The 22,128-nt window shown below is 71.0% G+C and carries 28 protein-coding genes; 9 read left to right on the plus strand and 19 right to left on the minus strand.

Annotation, left to right across the window (positions count from 1 at the left end; genetic code table 11):
* Positions 1–3 precede the first annotated feature (3 nt).
* Entirely contained in the window at positions 4–393 is a 390-nt protein-coding gene (locus ACLJOK_RS12680) for a winged helix-turn-helix transcriptional regulator (RefSeq protein ID WP_410818522.1), read from the minus strand.
* A gap of 79 nt (positions 394–472) precedes the next feature.
* Between ACLJOK_RS12680 and ACLJOK_RS12685 the strand changes: the two genes are divergently transcribed.
* Positions 473–1,147 carry an NAD(P)-dependent oxidoreductase gene (locus tag ACLJOK_RS12685; RefSeq protein ID WP_410818524.1) on the plus strand — a complete coding sequence of 225 codons (675 nt, stop codon included), beginning with the start codon at positions 473–475 and terminating at the stop codon, positions 1,145–1,147.
* Positions 1,148–1,154: 7 nt separating this feature from the next.
* Here ACLJOK_RS12685 and ACLJOK_RS12690 read toward each other — a convergent pair whose 3' ends face one another.
* Positions 1,155–1,877, minus strand: coding sequence for a VOC family protein (locus ACLJOK_RS12690; protein WP_410818526.1), 723 nt, complete (start codon positions 1,875–1,877; stop codon positions 1,155–1,157).
* A 94-nt stretch (positions 1,878–1,971) separates the two neighbouring features.
* Positions 1,972–2,739: a group II truncated hemoglobin gene (locus tag ACLJOK_RS12695; RefSeq protein WP_410818528.1), complete on the minus strand. Its 768-nt coding sequence runs from the start codon at positions 2,737–2,739 to the stop codon at positions 1,972–1,974.
* Positions 2,740–2,810: 71 nt separating this feature from the next.
* Between ACLJOK_RS12695 and ACLJOK_RS12700 the strand changes: the two genes are divergently transcribed.
* Complete coding sequence (locus tag ACLJOK_RS12700; RefSeq protein ID WP_238682780.1) at positions 2,811–3,155, plus strand: winged helix-turn-helix transcriptional regulator; 345 nt, start codon at positions 2,811–2,813, stop codon at positions 3,153–3,155.
* A gap of 77 nt (positions 3,156–3,232) precedes the next feature.
* Positions 3,233–3,490 (plus strand): pyridoxamine 5'-phosphate oxidase family protein, encoded by a 258-nt coding sequence (locus ACLJOK_RS12705; protein ID WP_410818530.1) that lies wholly within the window; start codon positions 3,233–3,235, stop codon positions 3,488–3,490.
* 82 nt (positions 3,491–3,572) lie between these two features.
* Here the strand turns inward: ACLJOK_RS12705 and ACLJOK_RS12710 are convergent, their stop codons facing one another.
* The 5 genes from ACLJOK_RS12710 to ACLJOK_RS12730 all read right to left on the minus strand — a co-directional run bounded on the left by ACLJOK_RS12710 (position 3,573) and on the right by ACLJOK_RS12730 (position 6,999).
* Positions 3,573–3,866: a DUF6510 family protein gene (locus ACLJOK_RS12710; protein WP_196922747.1), complete on the minus strand. Its 294-nt coding sequence runs from the start codon at positions 3,864–3,866 to the stop codon at positions 3,573–3,575.
* A gap of 35 nt (positions 3,867–3,901) precedes the next feature.
* Positions 3,902–4,666: a ferredoxin reductase gene (locus ACLJOK_RS12715; RefSeq protein WP_238679137.1), complete on the minus strand. Its 765-nt coding sequence runs from the start codon at positions 4,664–4,666 to the stop codon at positions 3,902–3,904.
* Positions 4,667–4,673: 7 nt separating this feature from the next.
* Positions 4,674–5,273, minus strand: coding sequence for a sulfite oxidase-like oxidoreductase (locus ACLJOK_RS12720; protein ID WP_091408112.1), 600 nt, complete (start codon positions 5,271–5,273; stop codon positions 4,674–4,676).
* Between the two features lie 75 nt (positions 5,274–5,348).
* A complete protein-coding gene (locus ACLJOK_RS12725) occupies positions 5,349–6,374 on the minus strand; it encodes a TerC/Alx family metal homeostasis membrane protein (RefSeq protein ID WP_410818532.1) in 1,026 nt (341 codons plus the stop codon).
* 214 nt (positions 6,375–6,588) lie between these two features.
* Positions 6,589–6,999 (minus strand): DUF2267 domain-containing protein, encoded by a 411-nt coding sequence (locus ACLJOK_RS12730; protein ID WP_410818533.1) that lies wholly within the window; start codon positions 6,997–6,999, stop codon positions 6,589–6,591.
* A 156-nt stretch (positions 7,000–7,155) separates the two neighbouring features.
* Between ACLJOK_RS12730 and ACLJOK_RS12735 the strand changes: the two genes are divergently transcribed.
* Together ACLJOK_RS12735 and ACLJOK_RS12740 are read left to right on the plus strand one after the other, a co-directional pair.
* On the plus strand, positions 7,156–7,428 hold the full coding sequence (locus ACLJOK_RS12735) for a DUF2795 domain-containing protein (RefSeq protein WP_030332551.1): 273 nt from the start codon (positions 7,156–7,158) through the stop codon (positions 7,426–7,428).
* A gap of 42 nt (positions 7,429–7,470) precedes the next feature.
* Positions 7,471–8,139, plus strand: coding sequence for a DUF1345 domain-containing protein (locus ACLJOK_RS12740; RefSeq protein WP_410818534.1), 669 nt, complete (start codon positions 7,471–7,473; stop codon positions 8,137–8,139).
* A gap of 266 nt (positions 8,140–8,405) precedes the next feature.
* Here the strand turns inward: ACLJOK_RS12740 and ACLJOK_RS12745 are convergent, their stop codons facing one another.
* The 5 genes from ACLJOK_RS12745 to ACLJOK_RS12765 all read right to left on the minus strand — a co-directional run bounded on the left by ACLJOK_RS12745 (position 8,406) and on the right by ACLJOK_RS12765 (position 12,980).
* Complete coding sequence (locus ACLJOK_RS12745) at positions 8,406–9,074, minus strand: hypothetical protein (RefSeq protein ID WP_410819346.1); 669 nt, start codon at positions 9,072–9,074, stop codon at positions 8,406–8,408.
* Between the two features lie 58 nt (positions 9,075–9,132).
* Positions 9,133–10,107: a pirin family protein gene (locus ACLJOK_RS12750; RefSeq protein WP_354948155.1), complete on the minus strand. Its 975-nt coding sequence runs from the start codon at positions 10,105–10,107 to the stop codon at positions 9,133–9,135.
* Between the two features lie 143 nt (positions 10,108–10,250).
* On the minus strand, positions 10,251–11,150 hold the full coding sequence (locus ACLJOK_RS12755; protein WP_410818536.1) for a hypothetical protein: 900 nt from the start codon (positions 11,148–11,150) through the stop codon (positions 10,251–10,253).
* Positions 11,151–11,508: 358 nt separating this feature from the next.
* The gene (locus tag ACLJOK_RS12760) at positions 11,509–12,093 is read right to left on the minus strand and encodes a hypothetical protein (RefSeq protein ID WP_410818537.1); all 585 of its coding nucleotides are present in this window, start codon (positions 12,091–12,093) and stop codon (positions 11,509–11,511) included.
* Between the two features lie 572 nt (positions 12,094–12,665).
* Entirely contained in the window at positions 12,666–12,980 is a 315-nt protein-coding gene (locus tag ACLJOK_RS12765; protein WP_410818539.1) for a MazG-like family protein, read from the minus strand.
* A gap of 189 nt (positions 12,981–13,169) precedes the next feature.
* On the opposite strand from ACLJOK_RS12765, the gene ACLJOK_RS12770 reads away from it, so the two are divergent.
* Positions 13,170–14,540 (plus strand): alpha/beta hydrolase family protein, encoded by a 1,371-nt coding sequence (locus tag ACLJOK_RS12770; RefSeq protein ID WP_410818540.1) that lies wholly within the window; start codon positions 13,170–13,172, stop codon positions 14,538–14,540.
* 64 nt (positions 14,541–14,604) lie between these two features.
* Here ACLJOK_RS12770 and ACLJOK_RS12775 read toward each other — a convergent pair whose 3' ends face one another.
* The 3 genes from ACLJOK_RS12775 to ACLJOK_RS12785 all read right to left on the minus strand — a co-directional run bounded on the left by ACLJOK_RS12775 (position 14,605) and on the right by ACLJOK_RS12785 (position 17,132).
* A complete protein-coding gene (locus tag ACLJOK_RS12775; protein ID WP_410818541.1) occupies positions 14,605–15,318 on the minus strand; it encodes a hypothetical protein in 714 nt (237 codons plus the stop codon).
* A gap of 244 nt (positions 15,319–15,562) precedes the next feature.
* The gene (locus ACLJOK_RS12780; RefSeq protein ID WP_410818542.1) at positions 15,563–16,675 is read right to left on the minus strand and encodes a DUF3626 domain-containing protein; all 1,113 of its coding nucleotides are present in this window, start codon (positions 16,673–16,675) and stop codon (positions 15,563–15,565) included.
* A complete protein-coding gene (locus ACLJOK_RS12785; RefSeq protein ID WP_410818544.1) occupies positions 16,659–17,132 on the minus strand; it encodes a VOC family protein in 474 nt (157 codons plus the stop codon). Before ACLJOK_RS12785 ends, ACLJOK_RS12780 begins: the two co-directional genes overlap by 17 nt.
* Positions 17,133–17,189: 57 nt before the next feature.
* On the opposite strand from ACLJOK_RS12785, the gene tsaA reads away from it, so the two are divergent.
* On the plus strand, positions 17,190–17,618 hold the full coding sequence (gene tsaA / locus ACLJOK_RS12790; RefSeq protein WP_410818546.1) for a tRNA (N6-threonylcarbamoyladenosine(37)-N6)-methyltransferase TrmO: 429 nt from the start codon (positions 17,190–17,192) through the stop codon (positions 17,616–17,618).
* A 53-nt stretch (positions 17,619–17,671) separates the two neighbouring features.
* Here the strand turns inward: tsaA and ACLJOK_RS12795 are convergent, their stop codons facing one another.
* Together ACLJOK_RS12795 and ACLJOK_RS12800 are read right to left on the minus strand one after the other, a co-directional pair.
* Complete coding sequence (locus tag ACLJOK_RS12795; RefSeq protein WP_410818547.1) at positions 17,672–18,301, minus strand: MBL fold metallo-hydrolase; 630 nt, start codon at positions 18,299–18,301, stop codon at positions 17,672–17,674.
* On the minus strand, positions 18,298–19,386 hold the full coding sequence (locus ACLJOK_RS12800; RefSeq protein ID WP_238682763.1) for an S-(hydroxymethyl)mycothiol dehydrogenase: 1,089 nt from the start codon (positions 19,384–19,386) through the stop codon (positions 18,298–18,300). Before ACLJOK_RS12800 ends, ACLJOK_RS12795 begins: the two co-directional genes overlap by 4 nt.
* Positions 19,387–19,571: 185 nt before the next feature.
* On the opposite strand from ACLJOK_RS12800, the gene ACLJOK_RS12805 reads away from it, so the two are divergent.
* Both ACLJOK_RS12805 and ACLJOK_RS12810 read left to right on the plus strand, forming a co-directional pair.
* Positions 19,572–19,991 carry a hypothetical protein gene (locus ACLJOK_RS12805; RefSeq protein ID WP_410818549.1) on the plus strand — a complete coding sequence of 140 codons (420 nt, stop codon included), beginning with the start codon at positions 19,572–19,574 and terminating at the stop codon, positions 19,989–19,991.
* Between the two features lie 28 nt (positions 19,992–20,019).
* Positions 20,020–21,201, plus strand: a complete 1,182-nt coding sequence (locus tag ACLJOK_RS12810) for a low temperature requirement protein A (protein ID WP_410818550.1) — start codon at positions 20,020–20,022, stop codon at positions 21,199–21,201.
* A 7-nt stretch (positions 21,202–21,208) separates the two neighbouring features.
* Here the strand turns inward: ACLJOK_RS12810 and ACLJOK_RS12815 are convergent, their stop codons facing one another.
* Positions 21,209–22,120 (minus strand): SDR family NAD(P)-dependent oxidoreductase, encoded by a 912-nt coding sequence (locus ACLJOK_RS12815; protein ID WP_410818552.1) that lies wholly within the window; start codon positions 22,118–22,120, stop codon positions 21,209–21,211.
* Positions 22,121–22,128: the final 8 nt, after the last annotated feature.

The following is a 22,128-nucleotide window of genomic DNA, read 5'->3' on the forward strand; positions in this document are numbered from 1 at the left end:
GGATCACTCTGACCGACCGGTGCCGCCGGTGTCCAACCGGCCGCCGCGTGAGCGTGCCTCGAGCAGCGCCGGGAGATGCTCGTCGCTCCAGGCACGCGCGGCCGCGATGAGGGTCAACAGACTGCGCCCCAGCGGGGTGAGTTCGTACTCGACACGGGGCGGATTCTCCGGGTAGGCGGTCCGCACCACCAGACCGTCCCGCTCCATCGCCCGCAGGGTCTGCGTGAGGACCTTGGGCGTGATGGCACGAAGTGGCACCCGGATCTCGGTGAACCGACGCGGGCCGCCTTCCAGGCAGAGCACGACCATCCCGGTCCACTTGTCGCCGATCTGGAACGGCAGGGCGCCCGACGGGCACATCGGATCGAACATCTCGGCATCGAGATCCGTCATACCAGTATCTTTGCAGTAACCGGTATCTCGTGGATACCGTCTCTGACGTCGAGGAAGGCCGCCGGACGGGGACGAACACATGAGCAGCATCGCCATTTTCGGAGCAGCCGGCAGAGCGGGACGGGCCATCACCGCCGAGGCGCGCGACCGTGGCCATCGGGTCACCGCAGTTGTCCGGGATCCGCGCAAGGCCGGCGACATCACGGCGGACGGCATCGCGGTGGTCCGGGGTGACGTCACCGACCCGCGTTCGACAGCCGCGATCGCACCAGGCCACGACGCCGTGGTCAGCGCCGTCACTCCCGCGTCAAGCCCTGAGGCCCTCGCCGCCCTCGGCCACCTCGACGACCGGTTCTTCGTCGACGCCGCCGACGCGCTCCTGCACGGCATGACCGAGGCCGGAGTGGTTCGTCTCGTCCTCATCGGGCTGTTCGCCAACCTCCAGAACGAGCACGGCCGCCTGATCCTGGACGACCCCGCGTCGTTCCCCAGCCACCTGCGCCCCTTCGCCCTGTCGCACACCGCCGGCCTGGACCGGCTCCGCGCGGCGGACACCACTGTCGACTGGCTCATGCTCACCCCGCCGGCGATGCTGGACCCGGCGGCCCCACGGCAGGGCCGCTACCGGGTCGGCGGGGACACCGTGACGGCGTCCGGATCAACGACGTTGTCGTACGCCGATCTCGCCGTCGCGGTGATCGACGAGATCGAAGCCCCTCGGCACCACAGCACCCGGGTGTCCCTCTTCGACTGACAGTCGACTAGCGGGACGTCAGCAGGCTGAACTCCTGACCATCGGGGTCGGCCAGCACCAGTCGGCCTGTCCCCTCCTGGTCGGTGTCGACTCGCGTCGCCCCGAGCGAGAGCAGACGGTCGACCTCGACCTGCCAATCGACGTCGACAGCCGGGGCGAGGTCGAGACGCACGCGATCCCTGCCGCCGTTCGGCATGTATGGCGGGCCACCCCAGGAGATCTTCGTGCCGCCGTGCGGCGACTGGATCGCGGTTTCCTCGTCCTGGTCCCAGACCAGCGGCCAGCCCAGCGCCCGGCTCCAGAAATATCCGACCTTCTGCGACCCGTCGCTGGCCAGCGCACCGACGAAGCCGCAGCCGGCGAGGAAATTGTTGCCCGGTGCTATGACGTCGAACTCGTTGCCCTCGGGGTCGGCGAGCACCACGTGATCGATCTCCGGGCCCTGCCCGATGTCGGTGTGCCGCGCCCCGAGTTCCAGTGCCCTGGCCACCGTCTGCCGCTGGTCCTCCAGCGAACTGCTGGTCAGATCGAAGTGCATCCGATTCTGGACCACCTTCGGCTGCTGGTTCGGGGCAAAGCGGATGTGGAACCCGTTGTCGTTGGTGGGTCGGAGCAGGACGCCGTCGTGCGGATCGTCGACGATCTCCCGCCCCAGGAACCCGGCCCAGAACTGCGCGAGCCGCAGAGGCTCGCTCGCGTCGAAGCTGATCGCAAACAGGTGTGCGGTCATCGCTGCGCTCACTCTCCCGTCGGACCGGACGCCGTGCCGGCCGTCGGAGCGGGAGCCTAGGGGTGTGCCAGGTCGACCGCACCCGAGTTTCGGGTCAAGCGGTGAGGTACGGCGGGGCCACACCCCAGCCCCAGCGTGGGACCGGCGCCTGCCTGATCGGGTCCGCGTCCGGTTGGGAATTGCCCACCGCCAACCGGGTGCCCCACTCCAGGTAGCCCGCGAAGGCGGCGCGAAACTCCGGATCATCGGGTAGGCCGACCTCGTCGGCGGCGTCCATCATCAGGTTGACCCACCGCCGACGCTGCGCCTCGCTGATCGCCTTGCCCAGGTGCTGGCCGAGCATGTGGCGGTAGCCGCCGTGCTGCGTCGTGTAGGTGGCGGGTCCGCCGAAGACCTCGGCAAGCCACACCGCTACATGCCGGGCGTGGTCGGGGTGCATGTGCGCGAACATCGGCGCCAGCAGGTCGTCGGAGCGGACCAGGCGGTAGAAGGCCTCGCAGAGCTTCAGAAACGCGTCGGTGCCGCCGGCCCACTCGTACAAGCTCGGCGGCGCGGCGCCGCCAGGGCCGGCAACCGACGTTGGGGTGTAGTGCCGCATCTCCTGGATGTCCTCGACGTACGGCTTGATCGCGGCGAAGAACTGCCCGAACACCGGGCCGCCCCGAAACCCCTCCAGGTGCTCGTCCACCGATGTCCAGGTGATGCGCAGCAGGTGGCAGGCGGGGTCGTCCAGGCAGCGGCTCAACTCGTAGTCCACACACTGCGGCGCGGCGCGTAACGCGACAGCGGCCCGCTCGTACGCCGCCTCGAAACCGTCCAGCCGTTCCTGCGGGACGCGGTACCTGATGTACTCGATCACCATGGATACAGCTCAACACCCGCAGCGGCGATGATCAAGTACGCACCATTTGGTACGTGCCGAGGGAGGCCACGATGCCTAAGCGATACCACTGCCCGGTGGAGCTCGCCGTCGACGTCGTCGGCGGAAAGTGGCGACCGGTGATCCTGGCCCATCTCAAGGAGGGCGTACACCGCTATGGCGAACTGCGCCGCCGGATGCCAGGGATCAGCGAGAAGATGCTGACCCAGCGTCTGCGCGAGCTGGAGGCCGACGGGCTCGTCCTACGGCACGACCACGAGACGACACCACCTCATGTCGAGTACCGGCTCACCGAGGAAGGACTCAGCCTGGCTCCGGTGTTGCAGGCCCTGTACGACTGGGGCGCGGCTAGGGCCGCACGTACCGGCACCGCCATCGACGAACCCTCTGCTGCCTGACTCGACGCGCCGCATGCCGCCCCGCAGCAGTCGGAGGACCGTCGTCGGGACGTGCAGGGTTGTGATCCACTGGCCTGGTGAGCCGAACTCCCCCGATCCCTGCGGCGGACGTCGAGGAGCGACTGTCGCGGGAGCTGAACGTCTGGCTGTGCACGGTGCGGCGCGACGGGTCCCCCCACCTGACGCCGGTCTGGTTCGTCTACCTCTCCGCGACGTTCTGGGTCGGTTGCGAGAGCCGCAGCGTCAAGGCCCGCAACGTCCTGGCCGACCCGCGGGTGTCAGTGGCTCTGGAGGGCGGCAACGCCCCAGTGGTGGCAGAGGGTGCCGCCCAGTGAGCCGTCGATGCGAGAATCGGCCGGTGGAGCACGAGCTGACGACGGCCCTGGCGGGCGTACGGGACGCGTGGACCGACGACCGTCAGAGCGGGCCGGGGAACGTCTGTTCCATCGGCATCGGCACCTGGAGGAAGGTGGTGCCACGCATGTCCAGCCAGGCCCGGTCTGGCCCGCGCACCAGGCGCACCATCACCTCCTCGCAGGAGGGGCAGCGGGCGACGAGGCCCGGGGCGTGCGAGTAGACGTGCAGGCTGGCCATCGAGCCGGTCGTCCCGCAGTTCTCACAGCGGCCCATCGCGCTGCTCAGGTCGACGGTGAACAGCTCACGCATCGGGCCGTCGAGCATGTTGCCGTCCAGGTACGACATCTCGGTCATCGGATCTCCTCGACACTGCGTGAGCGGGCGGGTGGTCAGCCGGTGGGGCCGAAACGTTCGGTCTTGACCCGACGCGACGGGTGACCCAGCCCCACCAGCAGGTCGGCCACGGTCTCCACGAAAGCGGTCGGGCCACAGACGTAGGTGAGCGGTTCCAGGTCCGGTGGCCACCCGTGGGTGTTGACGTCGGCCAGCCCGATCCGGTGCGGCTCACCGCGCCAGCCCTCGGGCGCCTCACGGGTGTAGACGTACGCGACGTCCAGCCCGAAGTCGTCGCGGCCCCGGCGGCGCAGCTCGTCGGCGTAGATCACGTCGCCGGGGGTACGCACCGAGTAGATCAGCCGAAACGGCGCCTTGCTGCCCACCGCCCGCCGTGCCCGGATCATCGCCATCAGCGGCACGACGCCGGAGCCGCCGGCGACGAGCTGCACCGGCGCGGTCTCCTCGGGCCGCCAGATGAACCAGCCACCGAGCGGTCCGCGTACCTCCACCGGGTCGCCGGCGCCAAAGACATCAATGAGGTACGGCGACACCTCGCCGTCGTGCACCCGCTGCACTGTCACCTCGATGCGCGGCCCTCCCGGCCCGTCCACCGCCGGCCCGGCAATCGAGTACGACCGGGCCGCCTGGTAGCCGTCCGGGGCGGTGAGCCGCAGGTCGACGTGCTGACCGGGCAGGTGCCCCGGCCAGTCCGGCACCTCCAGCACGAGGGTCTGCGCTGTGGGTGTCTCCACCCGACGCTCCACCAGCCGGCCGACCTGCCAACGGTTCGGCGTCCGGCGCTGGGTGCTCGTCGCCACGGCGCGGTCAGTCACCCTGGTACCGCTGTTCGCGCCACGGGTCGCCGTAGTCGTGGTACCCGGCGGTCTCCCAGAACCCCGGCTCGTCCATCGTCTTGAGCCGGAGGCCGCGCACCCACTTGGCGGACTTCCAGAAGTACAGGTGCGGCACCAGCAGTCGCGCCGGCCCGCCGTGCTCAGCGGGCAGCGGGGCGCCGTCGAAGGTGTGCACCACCCAGGCCTGGCCGCCGCGCAGGTCGTCGAGCGGCAGGTTGGTGGTGTACCCGCCGTAGGAGTGCGCGAGCGCGAAGTGCGCCCCCGTGTCGACGTCGGCGAGCAGGGTGTCCAGTGAGACGCCCTGCCAGTTGGTGCCGAGCTTGGACCAGCGGGTGACGCAGTGGATGTCCACCATCGGCGTCTCCTGCGGCAGGGCCATCAGCTCCTGCCACGACCACCGGTGTTCGCTGCCGTTCTCGGCGGAGATGACGAACTCCCAGGTGTCCAGTGACACCCGGGGCGTCGGGCCGGCCGAGAGCACCGGAAAGTCCTCGGTCAGATACTGACCGGGTGGCAGGGCCGGCTCCTGCGTTCGGGGCCGACCCTGAAAGCCCGGTGACACGATTCCCATTGCACAGTCGTACCACCCGCGCCGGTGGGGGCGGGAGCTTTCCCGCGTACCCCGTCGTCAGCCGGCGCGGCGCGGTCAGTGCCGCTCCGCGACGACCTTGCGGTCCTCGGGCAGGTCGCCGCCCTGGGTGGCGCGCAGGCTGGTCAGGGTGACCACCACCAGCACACCGATGATCACGCCGAGCGAGGCCAGGGTGGGAATCTGCGGCACGCTGTCCCAGATGCCGTGCGCCCAGTGCAGACCCAGCTTGAGGCCGATGAACGCCAGGATGATGGCCAGGCCGTAGCTGAGGTGCACCAGCCGGCTCAGCGCCGCGTGCAGGACGAAGTAGAGCGCCCGCAGGCCGAGCAGGGCGAACGCGTTGGTGGCGAACACCAGGTACGGGTCCTCGGTGATGCCGTAGACCGCCGGCACCGAGTCGACAGCGAAGACGATGTCGGTGGCCAGCACCGCGACCACCACCAGGGCGAACGGCGTGAGTGCGCGCTTCGCGCCCTGCCGGATGGTCATCTTGGTGCCGTGGTAGTCGTCGACCACCGGCATGACCTTGCGCAGCAGCTTCACCGAGCGCATCTTGTTGATGTCGACTTCCTGCTGATGCCCGGACATGGCATCGCGCAGCAGCTTCACCGCGGTGGCGATGAGGATGATCGCGAAGAGCAGGAAGGCGAAGTCGAGGGTCTGCAACGCCGCCGCGCCGAGGGCGATGAAGACGGCCCGCAGCACCAGCGCGCCGGCGATGCCGTAGAGCAGCACCCGCTGGGCGAGCACCGCCGGCACCGCGAACGCCGCCAACAGCAGCATGAAGACGAAGAGGTTGTCGACGGAGAGCGACTTCTCGACCAGGTAACCGGTCAGGTATTCGACGCCCTGCTGGGAGCCGAAGCGGGACCAGATCCAGCCGCCGAACGCCAGCGGCAGCGCTATGTAGAACGCCGACCAGCCGATGGCCTCCCGCATGGACACCTCGTGCGGGCGACGGGTGACCAGGAAGTCCAGCACCAACAGCAGGAGGACACCGATGATGGTGACCGCCCACAGCGTGGGCGTGCCCACCGACGACAGGTCACTTGCGGCGGACAAATAAGACACTTCGGTCATGGCTCTCCTCGAACACCGTCATGTTCGAGGTCTCCTTCACCCACCACCTGATGGGCAACCACCCGAGGCGCGCCGGGCGCGCCGTACTGACCGGAATGGTTCGTGGGAAGTACTCCCCTCGCACGACAAGGTTAGGCCAGGCGGAATCGTCACGCCAAGCGGGACATTGATGGTTGCCCTGGTAAACAGCTGTGTGTGCCCGGTGCGAGCGCTGTCAGCCGCGGCGCAACGTCGTGCCCGGGGCCATCGCCTGCTCGACCAGGCCCCGATAGTCGCGCGGCAGTTGGGTCGCCACGTCGTCGAACTCACCGCCGGTGATCGCCTCCCGCAGGGTGGTGAAAACCGCCCGACTGGCGTCCTCGGCGGCGGGCTCGGGCACACCGGCGCGCAACGCGACCCGGGCGACGAACTCCGCCGCGCCGAACCGGTCCGCCTGCTCGGTGCTCGGGCTCGGTTTGAGCACGAGTTGCAGCGGTTGGGGCAACTGGGCGGCCAGGTCCAGGACCTCACCGCCGGTCAACCGCTCGGCGAACGTCTCCAACACGGCCCGGGTCAGCTCGACCGCCCGCTCGGACGACGTGGCGGTGCGCTGGGAAACCTGGTCGATGAAGGTGTCGTAGTTCATCGCGTACTCCCTTGGGCTCGCGTCGGCGTCTGCGGATACCCGCGGCGGCCGAGGAGAAACGGCGCCGGGAATCCTGCACCGGGCGGGCGTGACCGGCCGGCGGGCGGGTAACCGCCGCCGGTCGTCACCACATCGATGCCCGAGGGAGCCCACGCCATGGCGAGCTACGCCGACGTCCTGCAGTACCTGTCGAGCCTGGACTACCCGGCCGAGAAGGACGACGTGGTCCGCGAGGCCGAACGGGAGGGTGCCCCGCCGGACGTGCTGAAGGCGCTGCGCGCCCTGCCGCCGGTCGACTACGCCAACGGGACCGAGGTGGCCCGGTCGGCCGGGATCGAGGCGGCGCCCGAGGTCGGCCCCGCCCAGCGGGCCGAGCAGGCCCGGGACAAGAAGCACAACCGGGTCTCGCAGCATCTGCGCGGCATCTGATCCGGCGGTGACGCCCACCACCCCGACCCGGGAGCGGCCGGGATGACCCAGACCGGCCCCGACCGGCCAGCGGACGTGCGTTTCCCGGCTGCTGCGAAGCAGCTCGCCGTGGTGGCGGTGGTCGGCGTCGTTTCCGGCTGCGCCTTCGCGCTGCTGCTGCCACTGCCGCTCGCCGCGCTGGCCGGCTGGGACGTGGGCGCGCTGAGCTGGCTGGTGCTGGTCTGGCACAAAATCTGGCCGATGGACGCCGAGCGGACCGCCCAACTGGCCGTTCACGAGGACCCGAATCGGGCGATCCGGGACGCCCTGCTGCTCGTCGCCTGCCTGGCCAGCCTGCTGGCCGTCGGGTTGGTAGTGGCCAGCGCGCAGAGCGCGCCCCCCGGGATGGCCCGGGAGCTGCACAGCGGCGTGGGCGTGCTCAGCGTGGTGCTCTCCTGGTTCGTGGTGCACACGGTGTTCGCCGCCCGGTACGCCCGGATCTACTACACCGGCCCGGACGGCGGGGTGAACTTCAACCAGCCCGAACCGCCGCGCTACTCCGACTTCGCGTACGTCGCGTTCACCATCGGGACGACGTTCCAGATCTCCGACACCAACCTCACCAGCAACGAGATGCGTCGCACGGTGCTGCGGCACTCGATGGTGTCGTACCTGTTCGGCGCGTTCATCATCGCCGTGACCGTGAACCTGCTGGCGGGTCTGGCGCGGTGAAGCTGGTTTCTCGGCCGCGCTGTCCCCCGGAGTGCGACACGGGGAGGAGCCGATCGAAGGGCCGGGACAGGCGGGCGCCCCTGGTCACGAACCGCGACCTAGGGCGCCACGCAAGCCTGCCCAGGCGGTGAACCGCATCCGAACCGGTCGCGGTCACCAGGCGGTGGAGGTCCACTCGAACCGAGCGGCCAGCACTGCCGGGTCCAACCATACGGCAGAACATCCTCCGTTTGGTCAGAATTTGGGGAAGTGTGGGCCAGGGCACGTCACGGCCGACCGGTCACCTCCGCGTACCGATGCTCCAGGTCAACCCGGGCCAACGCCCCCACCAGCCAGGTCAACTGCTCGGACTCGCCAGTGGCCAGGCCGGCCAGGTCGTCCGCCGACCTGCCCAGCCCGAGCCGACGCGCGGCAGCCAGCGCCCGCCGATCGGCGACCGGCGCCACCTCCCGCCACAACGCCTGCGCCTCGCGGAGAAACAGGTCGACGACCTGCTCGTCCACGCCCGGAAGCTCGGCCAGCAGCGCCCGCTCCCGGACCGGGTCGTGGTGCGCCACCGCCCGCAACCGGCGCAGATCACCCCTGTACCGCTCGACCACCGTCCGAGCCAGGTCACCCAGCACATCGGCGAGGGCGTCCACGTCACCGCGCTGGCCGCTGGCGCGCAGCACCCGGACCCGGTCCTCGTGCAGCGAACGCGCCAGCCGGGCCGCGCTGTCCCACCCCTCGTCGCGCACCGCCCGCGCGCCGTCCAACGCCCGCCGGAAGTCACCACGACGGGCCAGCAGCACCGACAGGTAGAGCACCTGGAACAGGCTCGCCGGATTGTTTGTCACCCGGAACCCGTACTGCTCGGCGAAGCCCCGCCCGCTACCGGCGAGCCGGCGCGCCAGACGTTTGCGGTCCTTCAAGGGAGTGATCAAACTGGTCGCCATGGCGGCGACTACCCGCGCCGCCACCAGCCACACCCAGCGCCCCGGGCGGGCGTCGTCGTCAGCCGTGCAGGCCGCCGGTGCGGTCGCGGGCCTTAAGGCGGGTCGTGGGCAGGGCGGGCGCCGGCAGCGGCGGCGCCGAATCGTCGGCGACCACGCCGAAGCGCCCGTCGCCGGCCATCCAGTCCTCCCGGGCGGCGGCGATCTCCTCGTGTGACCGGCCAACGAAGTTCCACCACATCACCAACGGCTCCTCGAACGGCGTGCCGCCCAGCAGCAGCAACCGGGCCCCGGCACCGCCACGCACCGTCAACTCCCGGCGGCCCGAGCCTAGATACAGCAGCGCCCCCGGTTCGAACCCGACCCCGGCCGCCTCCGCGGACCCGGACATCGCCAGCACGGCGTACTCGAAATCCGGCCGCAACGCCATCGTCGCCGGCGCCTCGCCGCGCAGCTCCAGCTGCACCCCCACCAGCGGGGTGTGCACCACCGCCGGCGACCGCTGCCCGGCGAACTCACCGACCAGCACTGTGACGTCCAGATCGCCGTCCCGCCAGCGCGGCAGGTCGGCGTGGTGGGCGAAATCGGCCGCTCCGGCCCGCGCCGGGTCCGGCAGCGCCACCCAGAGCTGCACACCGTGCATCACCGGCGGATGGGTGGCCGGCGACCGCTCCGAGTGGGCGATACCGTTCCCGGAGGTCATCACGTTCAGCTGGCCGGGCACGATCGGCTGCACGTTGCCGAGGCTGTCCCGGTGCAGAATCTCCCCGTCGAGCAGCCAGGTCACCGTCTGCAGCCCGGTGTGCGGGTGCGGCGGCACCTCCATACCGGGCCGCTGCGCCACATCGTCCGGGCCGAAATGATCCACGAAACACCATGCGCCGACCATCCGGCGGGCGCGCTGCGGAAGCAGCCGCCGCACCGTGGTGTACCGACCCAACGGCACGTCGTGGCCGGGCAACAACACACTGCCGGGATCGACGTCGGCCACGCCAGGCGGTCGGGTCTGCGCCAGCATTGATTCAGTACGCTCCACCGCCCGACTGTACGCGCACGCCCGTTCGCGACCGCGGCGCTTCCGGCAGGCGGGCGGGGTTCACCAGCTCGTGGTTATGGGGTTGGCCTGGCGTCGGCTGGCCCGGCGTGGGCTCGCACGGTGTGGGTTGGCCCGGCGTGGGTTTACCGGTTGCTGGAGGAGACCAGCACGCTGTTGGCACCGGCGACCAGGTCCAGGTACAGGCGCTCCGCCGACCGGTCCCAACCCGGCGTACCCAGCACCGAGCCCGCGGCCACCCCATCCCAACGCTCGCCGCGTACCACCACCGAGCCGGCACCGGCGCCCGCCCGCACCCGTACCGGAGTCTCCCCGGGAACCCGGACGTCGAGCTGGCTGGTCCCACCGGTGAGTCGTACGGTGAGGATGCTGGCGGGCTGGTCTGAGCCCGGTCCGGTGGCGTTGCCGGGGCCGGCGGCGGTGATCGGTGGCAGGAGAATCTCGGTGCGGCTGGAGCCGCCGGCGAGTTCCACGCCGAGGAGCCGGGCCCGGGTCAGGTCCAACACCTGACTGCTCACCCCGCCGACGAGGTGAAGACGCCAGGCGACCCGCTCGTTGAGCAACACGCGCACGACCCGTGGCCCGCGCGTACCGGACTCCACAAGGTCAAGCCGCACGGTCTCCCCCTGTACCGCCGGTCGACCCGCCACAGCCGAGCCGGCCGGGGTACTGATCCGGTACAGGTCATCGCCCAACTCGGCCACCCGCAGCTCGAACGAGGACAGCCCATCCGCGAGCACGAAGGTGCCCTTCTGCCGACCCGCCAGCGGCGCTGTCAACAGCTGCTCGGCAGCAGCACCGGCACCACCGCGGCGCCCCTCAGTCGCGTCCGGGTCAGCGACGCCCCCCGGACGGCCGCCGTCACCGGGCCGGGCGCCGTCGGGGCGGGCGCCGTCAGCCCGGGTGCCGTCGGGGCGGGTGCCGTCAGGTTGGCCGGAGTAGGTCATGCCGAGGCGGTCGGGATCGGCAACGATCACGGCCACCGCTCCCGCACCCAGGAGCAGCACGACGGCGGCAGCAGCCACCAACAGGCGAGCACCGGTAGACCACCGCCGCGGTGCGGCCTCACCGGACGGTTCCGGTTCTGACTCCGGTTCGCGATCCGCGCCGTACCCCACTGCGGCCATGCCTCTGTCCCTCCGCCGGTCCCCGTCCAGGGGTACGTACCCGCCGGCCGATCGGATCACTCGGCGCCGATCACCTCACTGCGCTACGTCGCCAACGTAGATCTTGGACAGTTTCCGTTCGGACGGAACGGAAACTGTCCAAGATCTACACACCCGCACGGCTACCGGCAGACAGGCCGCTGGCCGGCACCCCCGGGTTGCGGGTGCCGGCCAGCGGTCGGTGTCGTGCGGCGGTGCGGCGTGCTTATCGTGCGGGTCAGCTGTTCCAGTACTGGCCAACCAGGTCAGCGGCCTGCTGCTCCCACTGGGCGTAGGCGTCCGGGTAAGCCGACACCTGCACCGTCTGCGCCGCGTCGGTCAGCGGCATGTCCTGCCACCCATCAACCTGCTTCAGACCCTTCAAAAACGCGGTGGTGGAGTACTCAGGGTCGGTGATCTGCTCCGGCGTACCCCAACCCGAGCTCGGGCGCTGCTGGAACAGGCCCAGCGAGTCGTGGTCGTTCATGTCGCCCAGGTGACCCAGGTTCTCCAGCTTCGACTCCTGCAGGCTCGTCGCGATCGAGATGACCGCGGCCCGCTCCGGGAGACCGGCCTTCTTCGTGGCGGCGATGATCGCCTTGGCGTTGGCGGTCTGCTCGTCGTTCAGGGTGATGCGGGACTGGTCGCCCTGGGTGCCGTGCGGGATCAGCTTGCTGATGTCGGGCTTGTCGGCCTGCACCGCTACCGCGACGGGCTTGGCGTCGACGGGGTTGGCCACGTGGGCGATCGGACCGGCGAAGACACCACCGGCGAACGCGAGACCAGCAACAGAAAGAACGCTCTTACGCATGATCGTGTTCATGGGGGTAGCTCCTTCGGGGGTAGGACACCCGAACCGCCAACGGGGGGCGGCGGCAGGGTGTGAGCACCTCGTCCGGCGCTGCACATACAGGGGGAAAGTCTGGGGGGTTGACGCCTGTCGGGCGTCGGGGCGGCGGCCTGGCGAGCGGGGGCTCGTGGCGCCGGGTCCAGGTGTAACGACCGGGGGGCCGGGGTCATTCCGGGGTTGGCACCGTCATCGGAGCGGTGCCTGCGGTCGTTCGTGGGGACTGTAACGACCGGGTGCTGGCTGGCATTCCCACCTGCGCGACCAGCCCCCAGGGGTCGGGCCGCGGGTCGGTGGTACTGCGATCGTCAGGGTATGTAACGACCCCGACCCCGCCAGGATTCCGACCTGAGGGTGCGGCCGGTCACGACCCACAAACACTCTAATCGGACAAAATGCCCAGGCAGCGCCGCGTCCACGGCGTCGAATCGGCCCTCACTCGGGTGATTCACTCGGGTTCACGGAAGTCGGGGCATCCGGGACGCCGGGACACCACGACATCAAGGAAACCGAGTCGATCACGAATCGGCGACCGGACGCTGGGGGCGTTACTGGCCTGTCAGGCGGGAGCGCACCTTTGCGGCGCAGGCGTCCAGGGCGGCCTGCGCGTCCAGCCCAAGGCTTTCGATGGCCACCAACGCGGTGAAGGCGACGTCGGCCAACTCAGCCGCGACGTCCTCGCGGGTGTGGGTGACACCTTTGCGCGGATTCTGCCCGAGCAGGCCGATCCAGGCAGCCGAGGCCTCCCCCGCTTCCTCGGTGAGCTTGAGGATGCGGCAGGTCAATTCGGTCTGCCCGGTGCCGTTCGCCGCGTCCAGCCAGCTACGCGACGCTCGGGCCGCCTCCCAGATCGACTCGTCCACGGCGACCAGTCAACCCGATCGGCCAACCGGCCCGAACGACCGGGTACGACCGAACAGCCGTGTTGACCGACCGATCAGCGAACCCATTGACACTGGTCGACGGCGGTTCTAGGTTCAGGACGCTACCGGCCGGTAGGCAACCGTCCCGCTGGTCGCCCCCGGGCGACAACCGTCCGATGGGGAGCATCGATGCTGTCCACACCCGTTCGTACCCTCCGCAGGCTGCTCGCCGCCGCCGCGACGCTGACCCTCGCGGTCGGGCTGGCCGGTGCCGCGCCGGCCAGCGCCACCGGTCGCGACGCAAGGGGCGGCGAGCCGCTGCCCGGCTACACCATCGAGAATCCGCCGTTGGCCCCGCTGGTCGTGGCCGGCAAGCCGACGACGGTCCGTCAGGGCGTGCACCGCCACGCCGGGTACATCATCGAGGTCCCCGCCCGGTGGAACGGCGACCTGGTGTTGTGGGCGCACGGCTACCGCGGCCAGGGCACTGTGCTCTCGCCGGAACCGCCGGCGTTCGGGCTGCGCCAGCGCCTGCTGGAGCAGGGGTACGCGTGGGCGTCGTCCTCGTACGACCGGAACGGCTTCGACATCCGCTCCGGGGTGCTGGGGACGAAGGATCTCGCGGACCACTTCGGGCGGACGGTCCGTCGGCCGCAGCACACCTACGTCGCCGGGGTGTCGATGGGTGGGTACGTCATCGGTCGTTCCCTGGAGCAGTATCCCGGCTTCTACGACGGCGCGTTGCCGATGTGCGGGGTGCTCGGTGATCAGACGCTGCTCGACTTCTACCTGGACTACAACCTGGTCGCGCAGGCGCTCGCCGGGGTGCCGGCGTACCCCACGCCGGCTGACTATCTGACCAACGCGGTGCCCCGCATCCAGGTGGCGCTCGGTCTGGCCGGGCTGACTCCCACCGGGCCGGACACCACCACGGACCGGGGCAAGCAGCTGCGGGCGATCACTGTGAACCGTTCCGGCGGGCCGCGCCCGGGAGCCGACGCGGCGTTCGCGGTCTGGAAGGACTTCCTCTTCTCGATCAGCGTCCCCACCGGGAGCGGCAACTCCCCCGCCCAGCGGCCCGGTCAGCTGTCCACCAACCTGCTCACCCGCTACACCCCGAACAGCCCGGTCAACGTCAACGCGACAGTGCAGCGGGTCGCACCGGAGAACGTGTGGCAGCGGCTCCTGCCGACGCTGACCGAGGTGCCGCGGATCGCCGGCCGCCCGACCGCGCCGGTGCTCAGCCTGCACGGTCTCGGCGACATGTTCGTACCGTTCAGCATGGAGCAGGCGTACGCCAGCGACGTGGCGCGCAACGGTCGCAGCAGGCTGGTGGTTCAGCGGGCGATCCGGGCCACGCAGCACTGCGAGTTCACCCCGGCGGAGGCCGGCGTCGCCTGGGACGACCTGGTGTCCTGGGTACGCACCGGCAAGCGCCCGGCCGGCGACACAGTGACCGACCCGGCGGCGGTGGCCCGACCCGACTACGGCTGCCGATTCAGCGACCGGGACGCGTACGCGGCCGGGGTCGGCACCCGCCGCCTCTACCCGGCCTGCTGATACGCGAACACGAACAACCGGCCGGCTCCCGTCGAAGGGAGCCGGCCGGCCTCGTGTGCGGGTGTCACCAGATCTGCTGGACGATGTCCGCCGCCTGTTCCTCCCACTGCGCGTACGCGTACGGGAAGGCGGAGACCTGCACGGTCTGCGCGGCGGTGGTCAGCGGCAGGTCCTGCCAGCCGCCGATGTTCTTGAGTGCGGTGAAGAACGCCGTGGCGGCGTACTCCGGGTCGGTGATCTGGTCGGGCGTGCCCCAACCGGACGACGGACGCTGCTGGAACAGGCCCTGCGAGTCGTGGTCGTTGTACGCGCCGAGGTGGCCGAGGTTGTACAGCTTCGACTCCTGCAGCGAGGTGGCGACGCCGATCACCGCGCCCCGGTCACCGACGCCGGTCTTCTTGGCGGCGTCGACGATGGCCCGGGCGTTGGCGAGCTGCGCGTCGTCGAGCGGTACGCGCGACTGTGCGCCCTCGATGCCGTGCGGGATCAGCTGGGCCCGGCTCGGCTTGCCGGCCGGCGGCTTACCGGTGGCGGAACCGGTGGTCAGGCCCGACTCGACGGGCTGCTCATCCTGGTGTGCCGAGGTGGCGGCCTTGCCGGTGGCGAGGTCGATGGCGGCGACGGCGCCCTGGTGTGGTCCGGAGGTGACCGGGGCGGCGGCTGCGGTCGGCGCGAGCGCCAGACCGCCGAGGGCTGCCACACCCGCCACGCTCAGCGCGGTTTTGCGGTACGAGTCCTTAGCGATGGCGGGGAGCCATCGAGTGAAGTCTGCCTTCACGATGGTTGCCCTTTCGATCGTGCGGAGCGTTCCGGGGTGAACACTCCTCGGGAGATGACCGCGGAAAGGGTTTGGGCTCCGGCGGTACGGGGGACACAACCGGGTTCACGTGTCGGGCATTCCGGAAATGCCGGGCCCCGGGTCGGGTGCGGTCCCGGTCACCTGGGGAAATGGGATGGTTGACGCCACCGGCGGGGCGGCGGCGGGAAACGGACTACCGGCGCAGCCGTGACGAGCCGGCAGATCAGGCGCTGTACGGCGTGCCGAAGCGGACCAGCACGTGCCAGAGCTGCTTGAGGTGCTGAAGGGTGTCCGCGATCGGGCCGCGATCCGCCCAGCGGTGCGGTTCAACGACCACCGAGGCCGCCGCCCGACCGATCAGCGCCGCGTCCACCGGGTCGCCCGAGCGGGCGAACTTTCGGTGCACCCGGGCTGCCAGCACCGGGATCGCCGGGCCCCGGAACTCCGCGTCGACCTGGTCGACGGCCAGCACAAAGCCGGGGTGCCACCGCAATGGGAAACCGAACCGCCCGGCGATCGATTCCAGCGTCGCGCCGGTCGGCGTGCCGGCGAAGGACGGGTCGACCACCAACTCCTCGACGTCGTACGCGAGGTCGAGCGTGCCGTGGACCTGGGCCTCCACGTAGTCGTCCAGCGCGCGACCGACAGCGCCCGGGGTGGTCGGCGGGTCCAGCAACGTCCGCGCCAGCGCGGCGACGCCTGTCCCGGCGCGACCCAGGCATTCGCCGGTGGCGGCGACGCCGGCCAGGAGCCCGGCGAGCACCGCCTCGAACGCGTCGGCAGTGCCCACGACCTCCGGGCTGAGGTGGCTGTCGCCGAGGCAGAAGGTCGCCCGGCTCAGCACCGCCGGGCGCAGCCGCAGGTGGCAGGAGCCGAAGCGGGGGCAGGCGCCGTCCGCGTGGTCGAGCAGGTTCAGGCCGCCGTACGTGGGCCGATGGGCCGGCGTCACGCCGTGCCGCTGGTACGCGCCGTCGAACATCCGGTGCTCCCAGCGGTCCCGGTCACCACCGGGGTAGGCGGTGAGCCCACCGTTGGAGATCCCGGTGACGAACTGGCTGTGGTACACCCCGTTCTCGGCCAGGGCGTCGGCGACGGTCCGGCCGTCGGCACACAACCGGTCGGGGTGGAAGTTGACGGTCAGCCGCCGAGACTGGATGGCCCCGAGCAGGTGCTCCGGGCGGTGACCGACGTCGGCGGTGGTGAGTTGCCGGGCGATGGCGGCCAGCGCGGGAGGACGCTCGACCACGGCCAACGACCGCACGTACGCGACGGCGGCCGTCTGCGCCGGGGTGAGAGCAGCGGCGCGCAGGCCGCCCCGTTCAGACGTCGCCGTCATGTCCGGGGTCGTCGTCGTCCAGCCCGGTGCCCAACTCCTGGAAGATGGTGATCTGAAGGTCGGCGGGAGCGTCGAGGCGGGAGTTGAGCGACTGCCACGGCGTACGCGTCGGCGGCGCGATCTCGCTAGCCCCGGCGGCCACCAGTCGGGCGGTCGTCGCCTCCGTGTCGGCCACCTCGAAGGCCACCCGGATGCGCGGCGCGACCTGCCGACCCACCTCGACCTCGTCGATCAGGCGCTTCTGTACGGGGTTGGCGATCTCCAGTGTGGCGCGGCCGGCGTCCAGGATCACCACCCGCGCATCCCCCTCCCCGCTGAACGCCGCCTCCTCCGGCAGGCCCAACGCGTCGCGGAAGAACGCGACGGCGGCCTCGTGGTCGGCGGCCTCCACCACGAGGCGCAGCTGACGGACGACGGGGGCGGGCGAGTTGGCGGGGGCGGGCGAGTCGGCGGCCATGAGCGGATCCTAGCGTCGCGGCGGGGCTAGGTTGGGACCGTCCAGGAGGGAGCGAGGATGGTCGAGGCAGTGAGCGACGACGCGTACCTGCTGCGCCCGGTCGGTCGGGTCGCCTCGTCGCTGACCGACGCGGCGAGCGCGCCACGGCAGGGCGACGAGGGTGCGCCGCCGGCGTGGCTGGTCTTCGACCCGGGGGTCGAGCGGGCCCTACGTGAGCTGCGGGTCGACACGGAGCTGCTGGTGCTGACCTGGTTGGACCGTGCCCGGCGTGACGTGCTCGCGGTGCACCCACGCGGCGACGAGAACCGGCCGGAGACCGGGGTGTTCAGCACCCGCTCCCCGCATCGGCCCAACCCGATCGGGTTGCACCGGGTGCGGGTCCTGGCGGTGGACGGGTTGCGTATCGAGGTGGCCGACCTGGAGGCCCTCGACGGCACCCCGATCCTGGACGTCAAACCGGTGCTGGGCGCGGCCGACGAACGTTGAGCCCGTCGACCACGCGCCAGGGCGGCAGCCCGACCTGAGACGCCCACAGGGCGTCAGTGGCCGCGGTCCAGCCACTCCTGCAGGTGCGGCGCCTCAGCCCCGATCGTCGTGTCGTCGCCGTGGCCGGTGTGCACGACAGTCTCCGCGGGGAGGGTCAGCAGGCGAGTGCGGATCGACCGGACGATGGTGTCGAAGTCGCTGTACGAGCGGCCCGTCGCGCCAGGGCCACCGGCGAAGAGCGTGTCGCCGGTGAACACCGCGCCCAACTCCGGCGCGTGGAAGCTGCACGCCCCGGGGCTGTGCCCGGGGGTGTGCAGCACCCGCAGCGTGGTGCCGCCCACCTCGATGCTCTGCCCGTCGTGCAACTCGCCGTTGGGCGGCAGGTGCGGGTGGACCATGTCCCAGAGGACCCGGTCGGCGGCGTGCAGCAGCACCGGCGCGCCGGTGGCCTCGGCCAGCTCGGCCGCCACCCGGACGTGATCGTCGTGGGCGTGGGTGGCCAGGATCGCCCGGACCTGCCGGTCGCCCACCAGGGCGAGGATCGCCGCAACGTCGTGCGGCGCGTCCAGGACGACACACTCGCGGTCGTCACCGATCACCCACACGTTGTTGTCCACGTCGAACGTCTGCCCGTCCAGGGAGAACGTGCCCGAGGTGACCGCGTGGTCGACGCGGGCGGTCACGGGAACACCACCACCGAGCGGAGCACGTCGCCGTGGTGCATCCGGTCGAAGGCGTTCTCGACCTGGTCGAGCGCGATCTCCTCGGTGACGAACGCGTCCAGGTCGAGCCGGCCCTGCAGGTACAGCTCGGTGAGCATCGGGAAGTCCCGGCTGGGCAGGCAGTCGCCGTACCAACTGGACTTGAGGGCGCCGCCACGCCCGAAGACGTCCAGCAGTGGCAGCTCGATCTGCATCTGCGGGGTCGGTACGCCGACCAGCACCACAGTGCCGGCCAGGTCGCGGGCGTAGAACGCCTGCTTCCACGTCTCCGGTCGGCCCACCGCGTCGATCACCACGTCGGCGCCGAAGCCACCGGTGGCGGCGCGGATCGCCTCGACCGGGTCGGTCTCGGAGGCGTTCACTGTGTGCGTGGCGCCGAACGTGCGGGCCCAGTCGAGCTTGCGGCTGTCGGTGTCCACAGCGACGATCGTGGTGGCGCCGGCGAGGACCGCACCGGCGACCGCCGCGTCCCCGACGCCGCCGCAGCCGATCACCGCGACCGAGTCGCCCCGGGTGACGTTCCCGGTGTTCATCGCCGCACCCAGCCCGGCCATCACTCCGCAGCCGAGCAGACCCACTGCGGCGGGTCGGGCCGCAGGATCCACCTTCGTGCACTGCCCTGCGTGCACCAGGGTCTTCTCGGCGAACGCGCCGATGCCCAGCGCCGGGGCGAGTTCGGTGCCGTCGGTGAGGGTCATCCGCTGGGTGGCGTTGTGGGTGTTGAAGCAGTACCAGGGCCGCCCCCGACGGCAGGCGCGGCACACGCCACAGACCGCCCGCCAGTTGAGCACCACGAAATCGCCCGGGGCTACGTCGGTGACGCCCTCGCCGACCTGCTCCACGATGCCCGCCGCTTCGTGACCGAGCAGGAACGGGTAGTCGTCGTTGATGCCACCCTCGCGGTAGTGCAGGTCGGTGTGGCAGACGCCGCACGACTGAATCCGGACGATCGCCTCACCGGGCCCGGGATCGGGCACCACGATGGTGGTGACCTCGACCGGCGCGCCCTTGCTGCGGGAGATGACTCCCCGGACTTCCTGGCTCACTTCGCCTCCTGCTGGTGGTCTGCGGCGGGACCGGGTGCCGGGGTGCGCGGGTGTGCCACGGGCTCGGCGGTGGGCCCCCGGCGAACCTACCGCGACCACCACGGCCAGCCCAGCCGGCCCGGCGGGTTATCGCGGGCGGTCCGGGGTACGCGGGCCGCATTCGACCACGGCCAACGGGAGTGACAATGAAATTCGCGCACCTGCCGCTACGGGTCAGCATCGGCGCGTACTTCCTCAACTCGGGTCTGGGCAAGCGCACCCTGGAGGGCACCGCCGCGGAGGGCTTGCACGGGATGGCGGTCGCCGCCATGCCCCAGCTCGGCCAACTGGAACCGGGGCGCTTCGCCAAGCTGCTGTCGTACTCGGAGATCGCTCTGGGGGCCGCGCTGATCGCGCCGTTCGTCCCGGCGCCCCTGGTCGGGCTCGGCCTGACCGCTTTCGGCGCGGGCCTGGTGCAGCTGTACCTGAAGACGCCAGGGATGCGCGAACCCGGCAGCATCCGCCCGACCCAGCAGGGTGCGGGGCTGGCCAAGGACGTCTGGCTGGTCGGCGCGGGGCTGACCCTGGTGCTGGAGGGGCTGACCCACGGCCGCCGGCACGGCTGAACCGGCGCGGGCCGCCTGAGGAGCTGCGGTGACCCAGCCTCGGCCGGTGCGGCCGTTCTACCGGCCGATGCGGCCACATCGTCGCGACGAGCCGCACCGCGCTGCCACGCCGCTGGAACTCTTCTTCGACCTGTGCTTCGTGGTGGCCGTGGCGCAGGCCGCCGGCAACCTGCACCACGCCGTCTCCGAGGACCAGATCGGCCACGCGCTGGCCAGGTACCTGATGACCTTCTTCGCGATCTGGTGGTCGTGGATGAACTTCACCTGGTTCGCCTCGGCCTACGACACCGACGACGATCTCTACCGGATCACCACGCTGGTGCAGATCACCGGAGCGTTGATCATCGCCGCCGGGGTGCCCCCGGCGTTCACCGACGGTGATTTCAGCGTCATCACGTACGGGTACGTGGTGATGCGGCTGGCCGCCGTCGTGCACTGGATTCGAGCGGCCATCGGCGACCCCGCGCACCGTGCGGCGGCGCGCCGCTACGCGATCGGCGTGACGGTGGTGCAGCTCGGGTGGCTGCTGCGACTGTTGCTGCCCGCCGAGTGGGGCATCGCGGCGTTCGTGCTGCTGGCGCTGGCCGACCTGGCGGTGCCGGCGGTGGCCGAACGCCCCGGGATGACCCCGTGGCACCCGGCGCACATCACCGAGCGGTACGGACTGTTCACCCTGATCGTGCTCGGTGAGGCGGTGGGGGCCGTCTCCTTGGCGATCCAGGACGGGCTCGACGCCGGCGAACACGACCTCTGGTCGCTCGCGGCGGCCGGCGCGGTCATCGTGTTCGCGCTCTGGTGGCTCTACTTCGACCGGCCGAACAAGGCTCCCGACCGGCAGCCGTACTCCCTGATCTGGGGTTATGGCCACTACCTGATCTTCGCGGCGATCGCCGCAGCCGGCGCGGGTCTGAGCGTGTCGGTGGACTACGAGCGGCACCTGGCGCACATCTCGGAGAGGACCGCCGGGTACGCGGTGGCCGTCCCGGTCGCCGTTTTCCTGCTCACGGTCTGGGTGCTGCACGTACGCCGGCAGCAGCACGGCGCCGTGGTCGTCGCCTTCCCGGTCGTCGCGCTGCTGACACTGCTCGCGCCGCTCGGTCCGGCCCCGGCGTACGCGGTGGCGGCGCTGCTCGTCGCTCTCGTGGCGCTGACAGTGGTGATGCGCAGCCGCGACGTGGCCTCGGGCGCGACGGTGGCCGACCAGGCCTGAACCGCTGTCACGCGACCTCGCGGGCCGGGTCGGCGAGGGTGTCGGCCGGGCGTTGCACCGGGACGCCGGAAGCGGGCGGCGCCGGACGGACCACGCCCCGGTTGAGGCCGGTGACCAGGAGACGGTTGTACGACGCTGGCATGACCCGGGCCAGCAGGTCGGGCAGCTTCGCCGACCAGCCGATCAACACCCGGCCCCGTCGCCGCTCGACGCCGCGCAGGATCACCTCGGCGGCCCGCTCCGGCGCGATGGTCAGCAGCTTCTCGAACTGTGCCCGACCGGCCGCGTACTCGTCGTGGGAGACGCCGCTGCCGATCCGGGCGTTCTCGGTGATCCGGGTGCGGATGCCGCCGGGGTGCACCGAGGTCACCCCGATCCCGTCGTCGACCAGCTCGTGGCGCAGCGCCTCGGTGAAGCCACGTACGGCGAACTTGCTCGCCGCGTACGCGGTCTGCCCGGCCGGCGCGATCAGCCCGAACAGGCTGGAGATGTTGACCAGGTGCGCGCCCGGCTCGGCCCGGAGGGTGGGCAGCAGGGCGTGGGTCAGCTGCGCCACGGCCCGGAAGTTGACGTCGATCACCCAGCTGAACTCGTCGAACGTCACCTGGTCGAACCGACCGCCGAGGCCCACGCCGGCATTGTTGATCAGCAGGCGTACCCGGGGATGCCGCTGGCCGATCTCCGCCGCCACCTGGGCGGTGGCGGTCTGGTCGGCGAGGTCCACCAGGTACGTGACGAGCTGACGATCCGGGTGGTCGGCGCGGATCGCGGCGGTGACAGCGTCCAGCCGCTCGGCGTCGCGGTCCAAGAGGACCAGATCGCTGCCTCGGCGGGCGAGCGCGTGGGCCAGCGCGGCCCCGATGCCACTGGCCGCACCGGTGACCACCGCTGTCGCGCCGGCGAAGTCGAACCTCTGCACGATAGTGC

The sequence above is a fragment of the Micromonospora sp. 050-3 genome (assembly GCF_046549335.1).
Classification (GTDB): Bacteria; Actinomycetota; Actinomycetes; order Mycobacteriales; family Micromonosporaceae; genus Micromonospora; species Micromonospora trifolii.

Excerpts from the sequence above, each read along its gene's own strand:
- ACLJOK_RS12725 (WP_410818532.1), bottom strand. The coding sequence starts at position 6,374 with ATGACCGAAGTGTCTTATTTGTCCGCCGCAAGTGACCTGTCGTCGGTG.
- ACLJOK_RS12735 (WP_030332551.1), top strand. The coding sequence starts at position 7,156 with ATGGCGAGCTACGCCGACGTCCTGCAGTACCTGTCGAGCCTGGACTAC.
- ACLJOK_RS12690 (WP_410818526.1), bottom strand. The coding sequence starts at position 1,877 with ATGACCGCACACCTGTTTGCGATCAGCTTCGACGCGAGCGAGCCTCTG.
- ACLJOK_RS12770 (WP_410818540.1), top strand. The coding sequence starts at position 13,170 with ATGCTGTCCACACCCGTTCGTACCCTCCGCAGGCTGCTCGCCGCCGCC.
- ACLJOK_RS12785 (WP_410818544.1), bottom strand. The coding sequence starts at position 17,132 with ATGGCCGCCGACTCGCCCGCCCCCGCCAACTCGCCCGCCCCCGTCGTC.
- ACLJOK_RS12740 (WP_410818534.1), top strand. The coding sequence starts at position 7,471 with ATGACCCAGACCGGCCCCGACCGGCCAGCGGACGTGCGTTTCCCGGCT.
- ACLJOK_RS12680 (WP_410818522.1), bottom strand. The coding sequence starts at position 393 with ATGACGGATCTCGATGCCGAGATGTTCGATCCGATGTGCCCGTCGGGC.
- ACLJOK_RS12760 (WP_410818537.1), bottom strand. The coding sequence starts at position 12,093 with ATGAACACGATCATGCGTAAGAGCGTTCTTTCTGTTGCTGGTCTCGCG.
- ACLJOK_RS12745 (WP_410819346.1), bottom strand. The coding sequence starts at position 9,074 with ATGGCGACCAGTTTGATCACTCCCTTGAAGGACCGCAAACGTCTGGCG.
- tsaA (WP_410818546.1), top strand. The coding sequence starts at position 17,190 with ATGGTCGAGGCAGTGAGCGACGACGCGTACCTGCTGCGCCCGGTCGGT.
- ACLJOK_RS12685 (WP_410818524.1), top strand. The coding sequence starts at position 473 with ATGAGCAGCATCGCCATTTTCGGAGCAGCCGGCAGAGCGGGACGGGCC.
- ACLJOK_RS12695 (WP_410818528.1), bottom strand. The coding sequence starts at position 2,739 with ATGGTGATCGAGTACATCAGGTACCGCGTCCCGCAGGAACGGCTGGAC.
- ACLJOK_RS12730 (WP_410818533.1), bottom strand. The coding sequence starts at position 6,999 with ATGAACTACGACACCTTCATCGACCAGGTTTCCCAGCGCACCGCCACG.
- ACLJOK_RS12720 (WP_091408112.1), bottom strand. The coding sequence starts at position 5,273 with ATGGGAATCGTGTCACCGGGCTTTCAGGGTCGGCCCCGAACGCAGGAG.
- ACLJOK_RS12710 (WP_196922747.1), bottom strand. The coding sequence starts at position 3,866 with ATGACCGAGATGTCGTACCTGGACGGCAACATGCTCGACGGCCCGATG.
- ACLJOK_RS12805 (WP_410818549.1), top strand. The coding sequence starts at position 19,572 with ATGAAATTCGCGCACCTGCCGCTACGGGTCAGCATCGGCGCGTACTTC.
- ACLJOK_RS12780 (WP_410818542.1), bottom strand. The coding sequence starts at position 16,675 with ATGACGGCGACGTCTGAACGGGGCGGCCTGCGCGCCGCTGCTCTCACC.
- ACLJOK_RS12700 (WP_238682780.1), top strand. The coding sequence starts at position 2,811 with ATGCCTAAGCGATACCACTGCCCGGTGGAGCTCGCCGTCGACGTCGTC.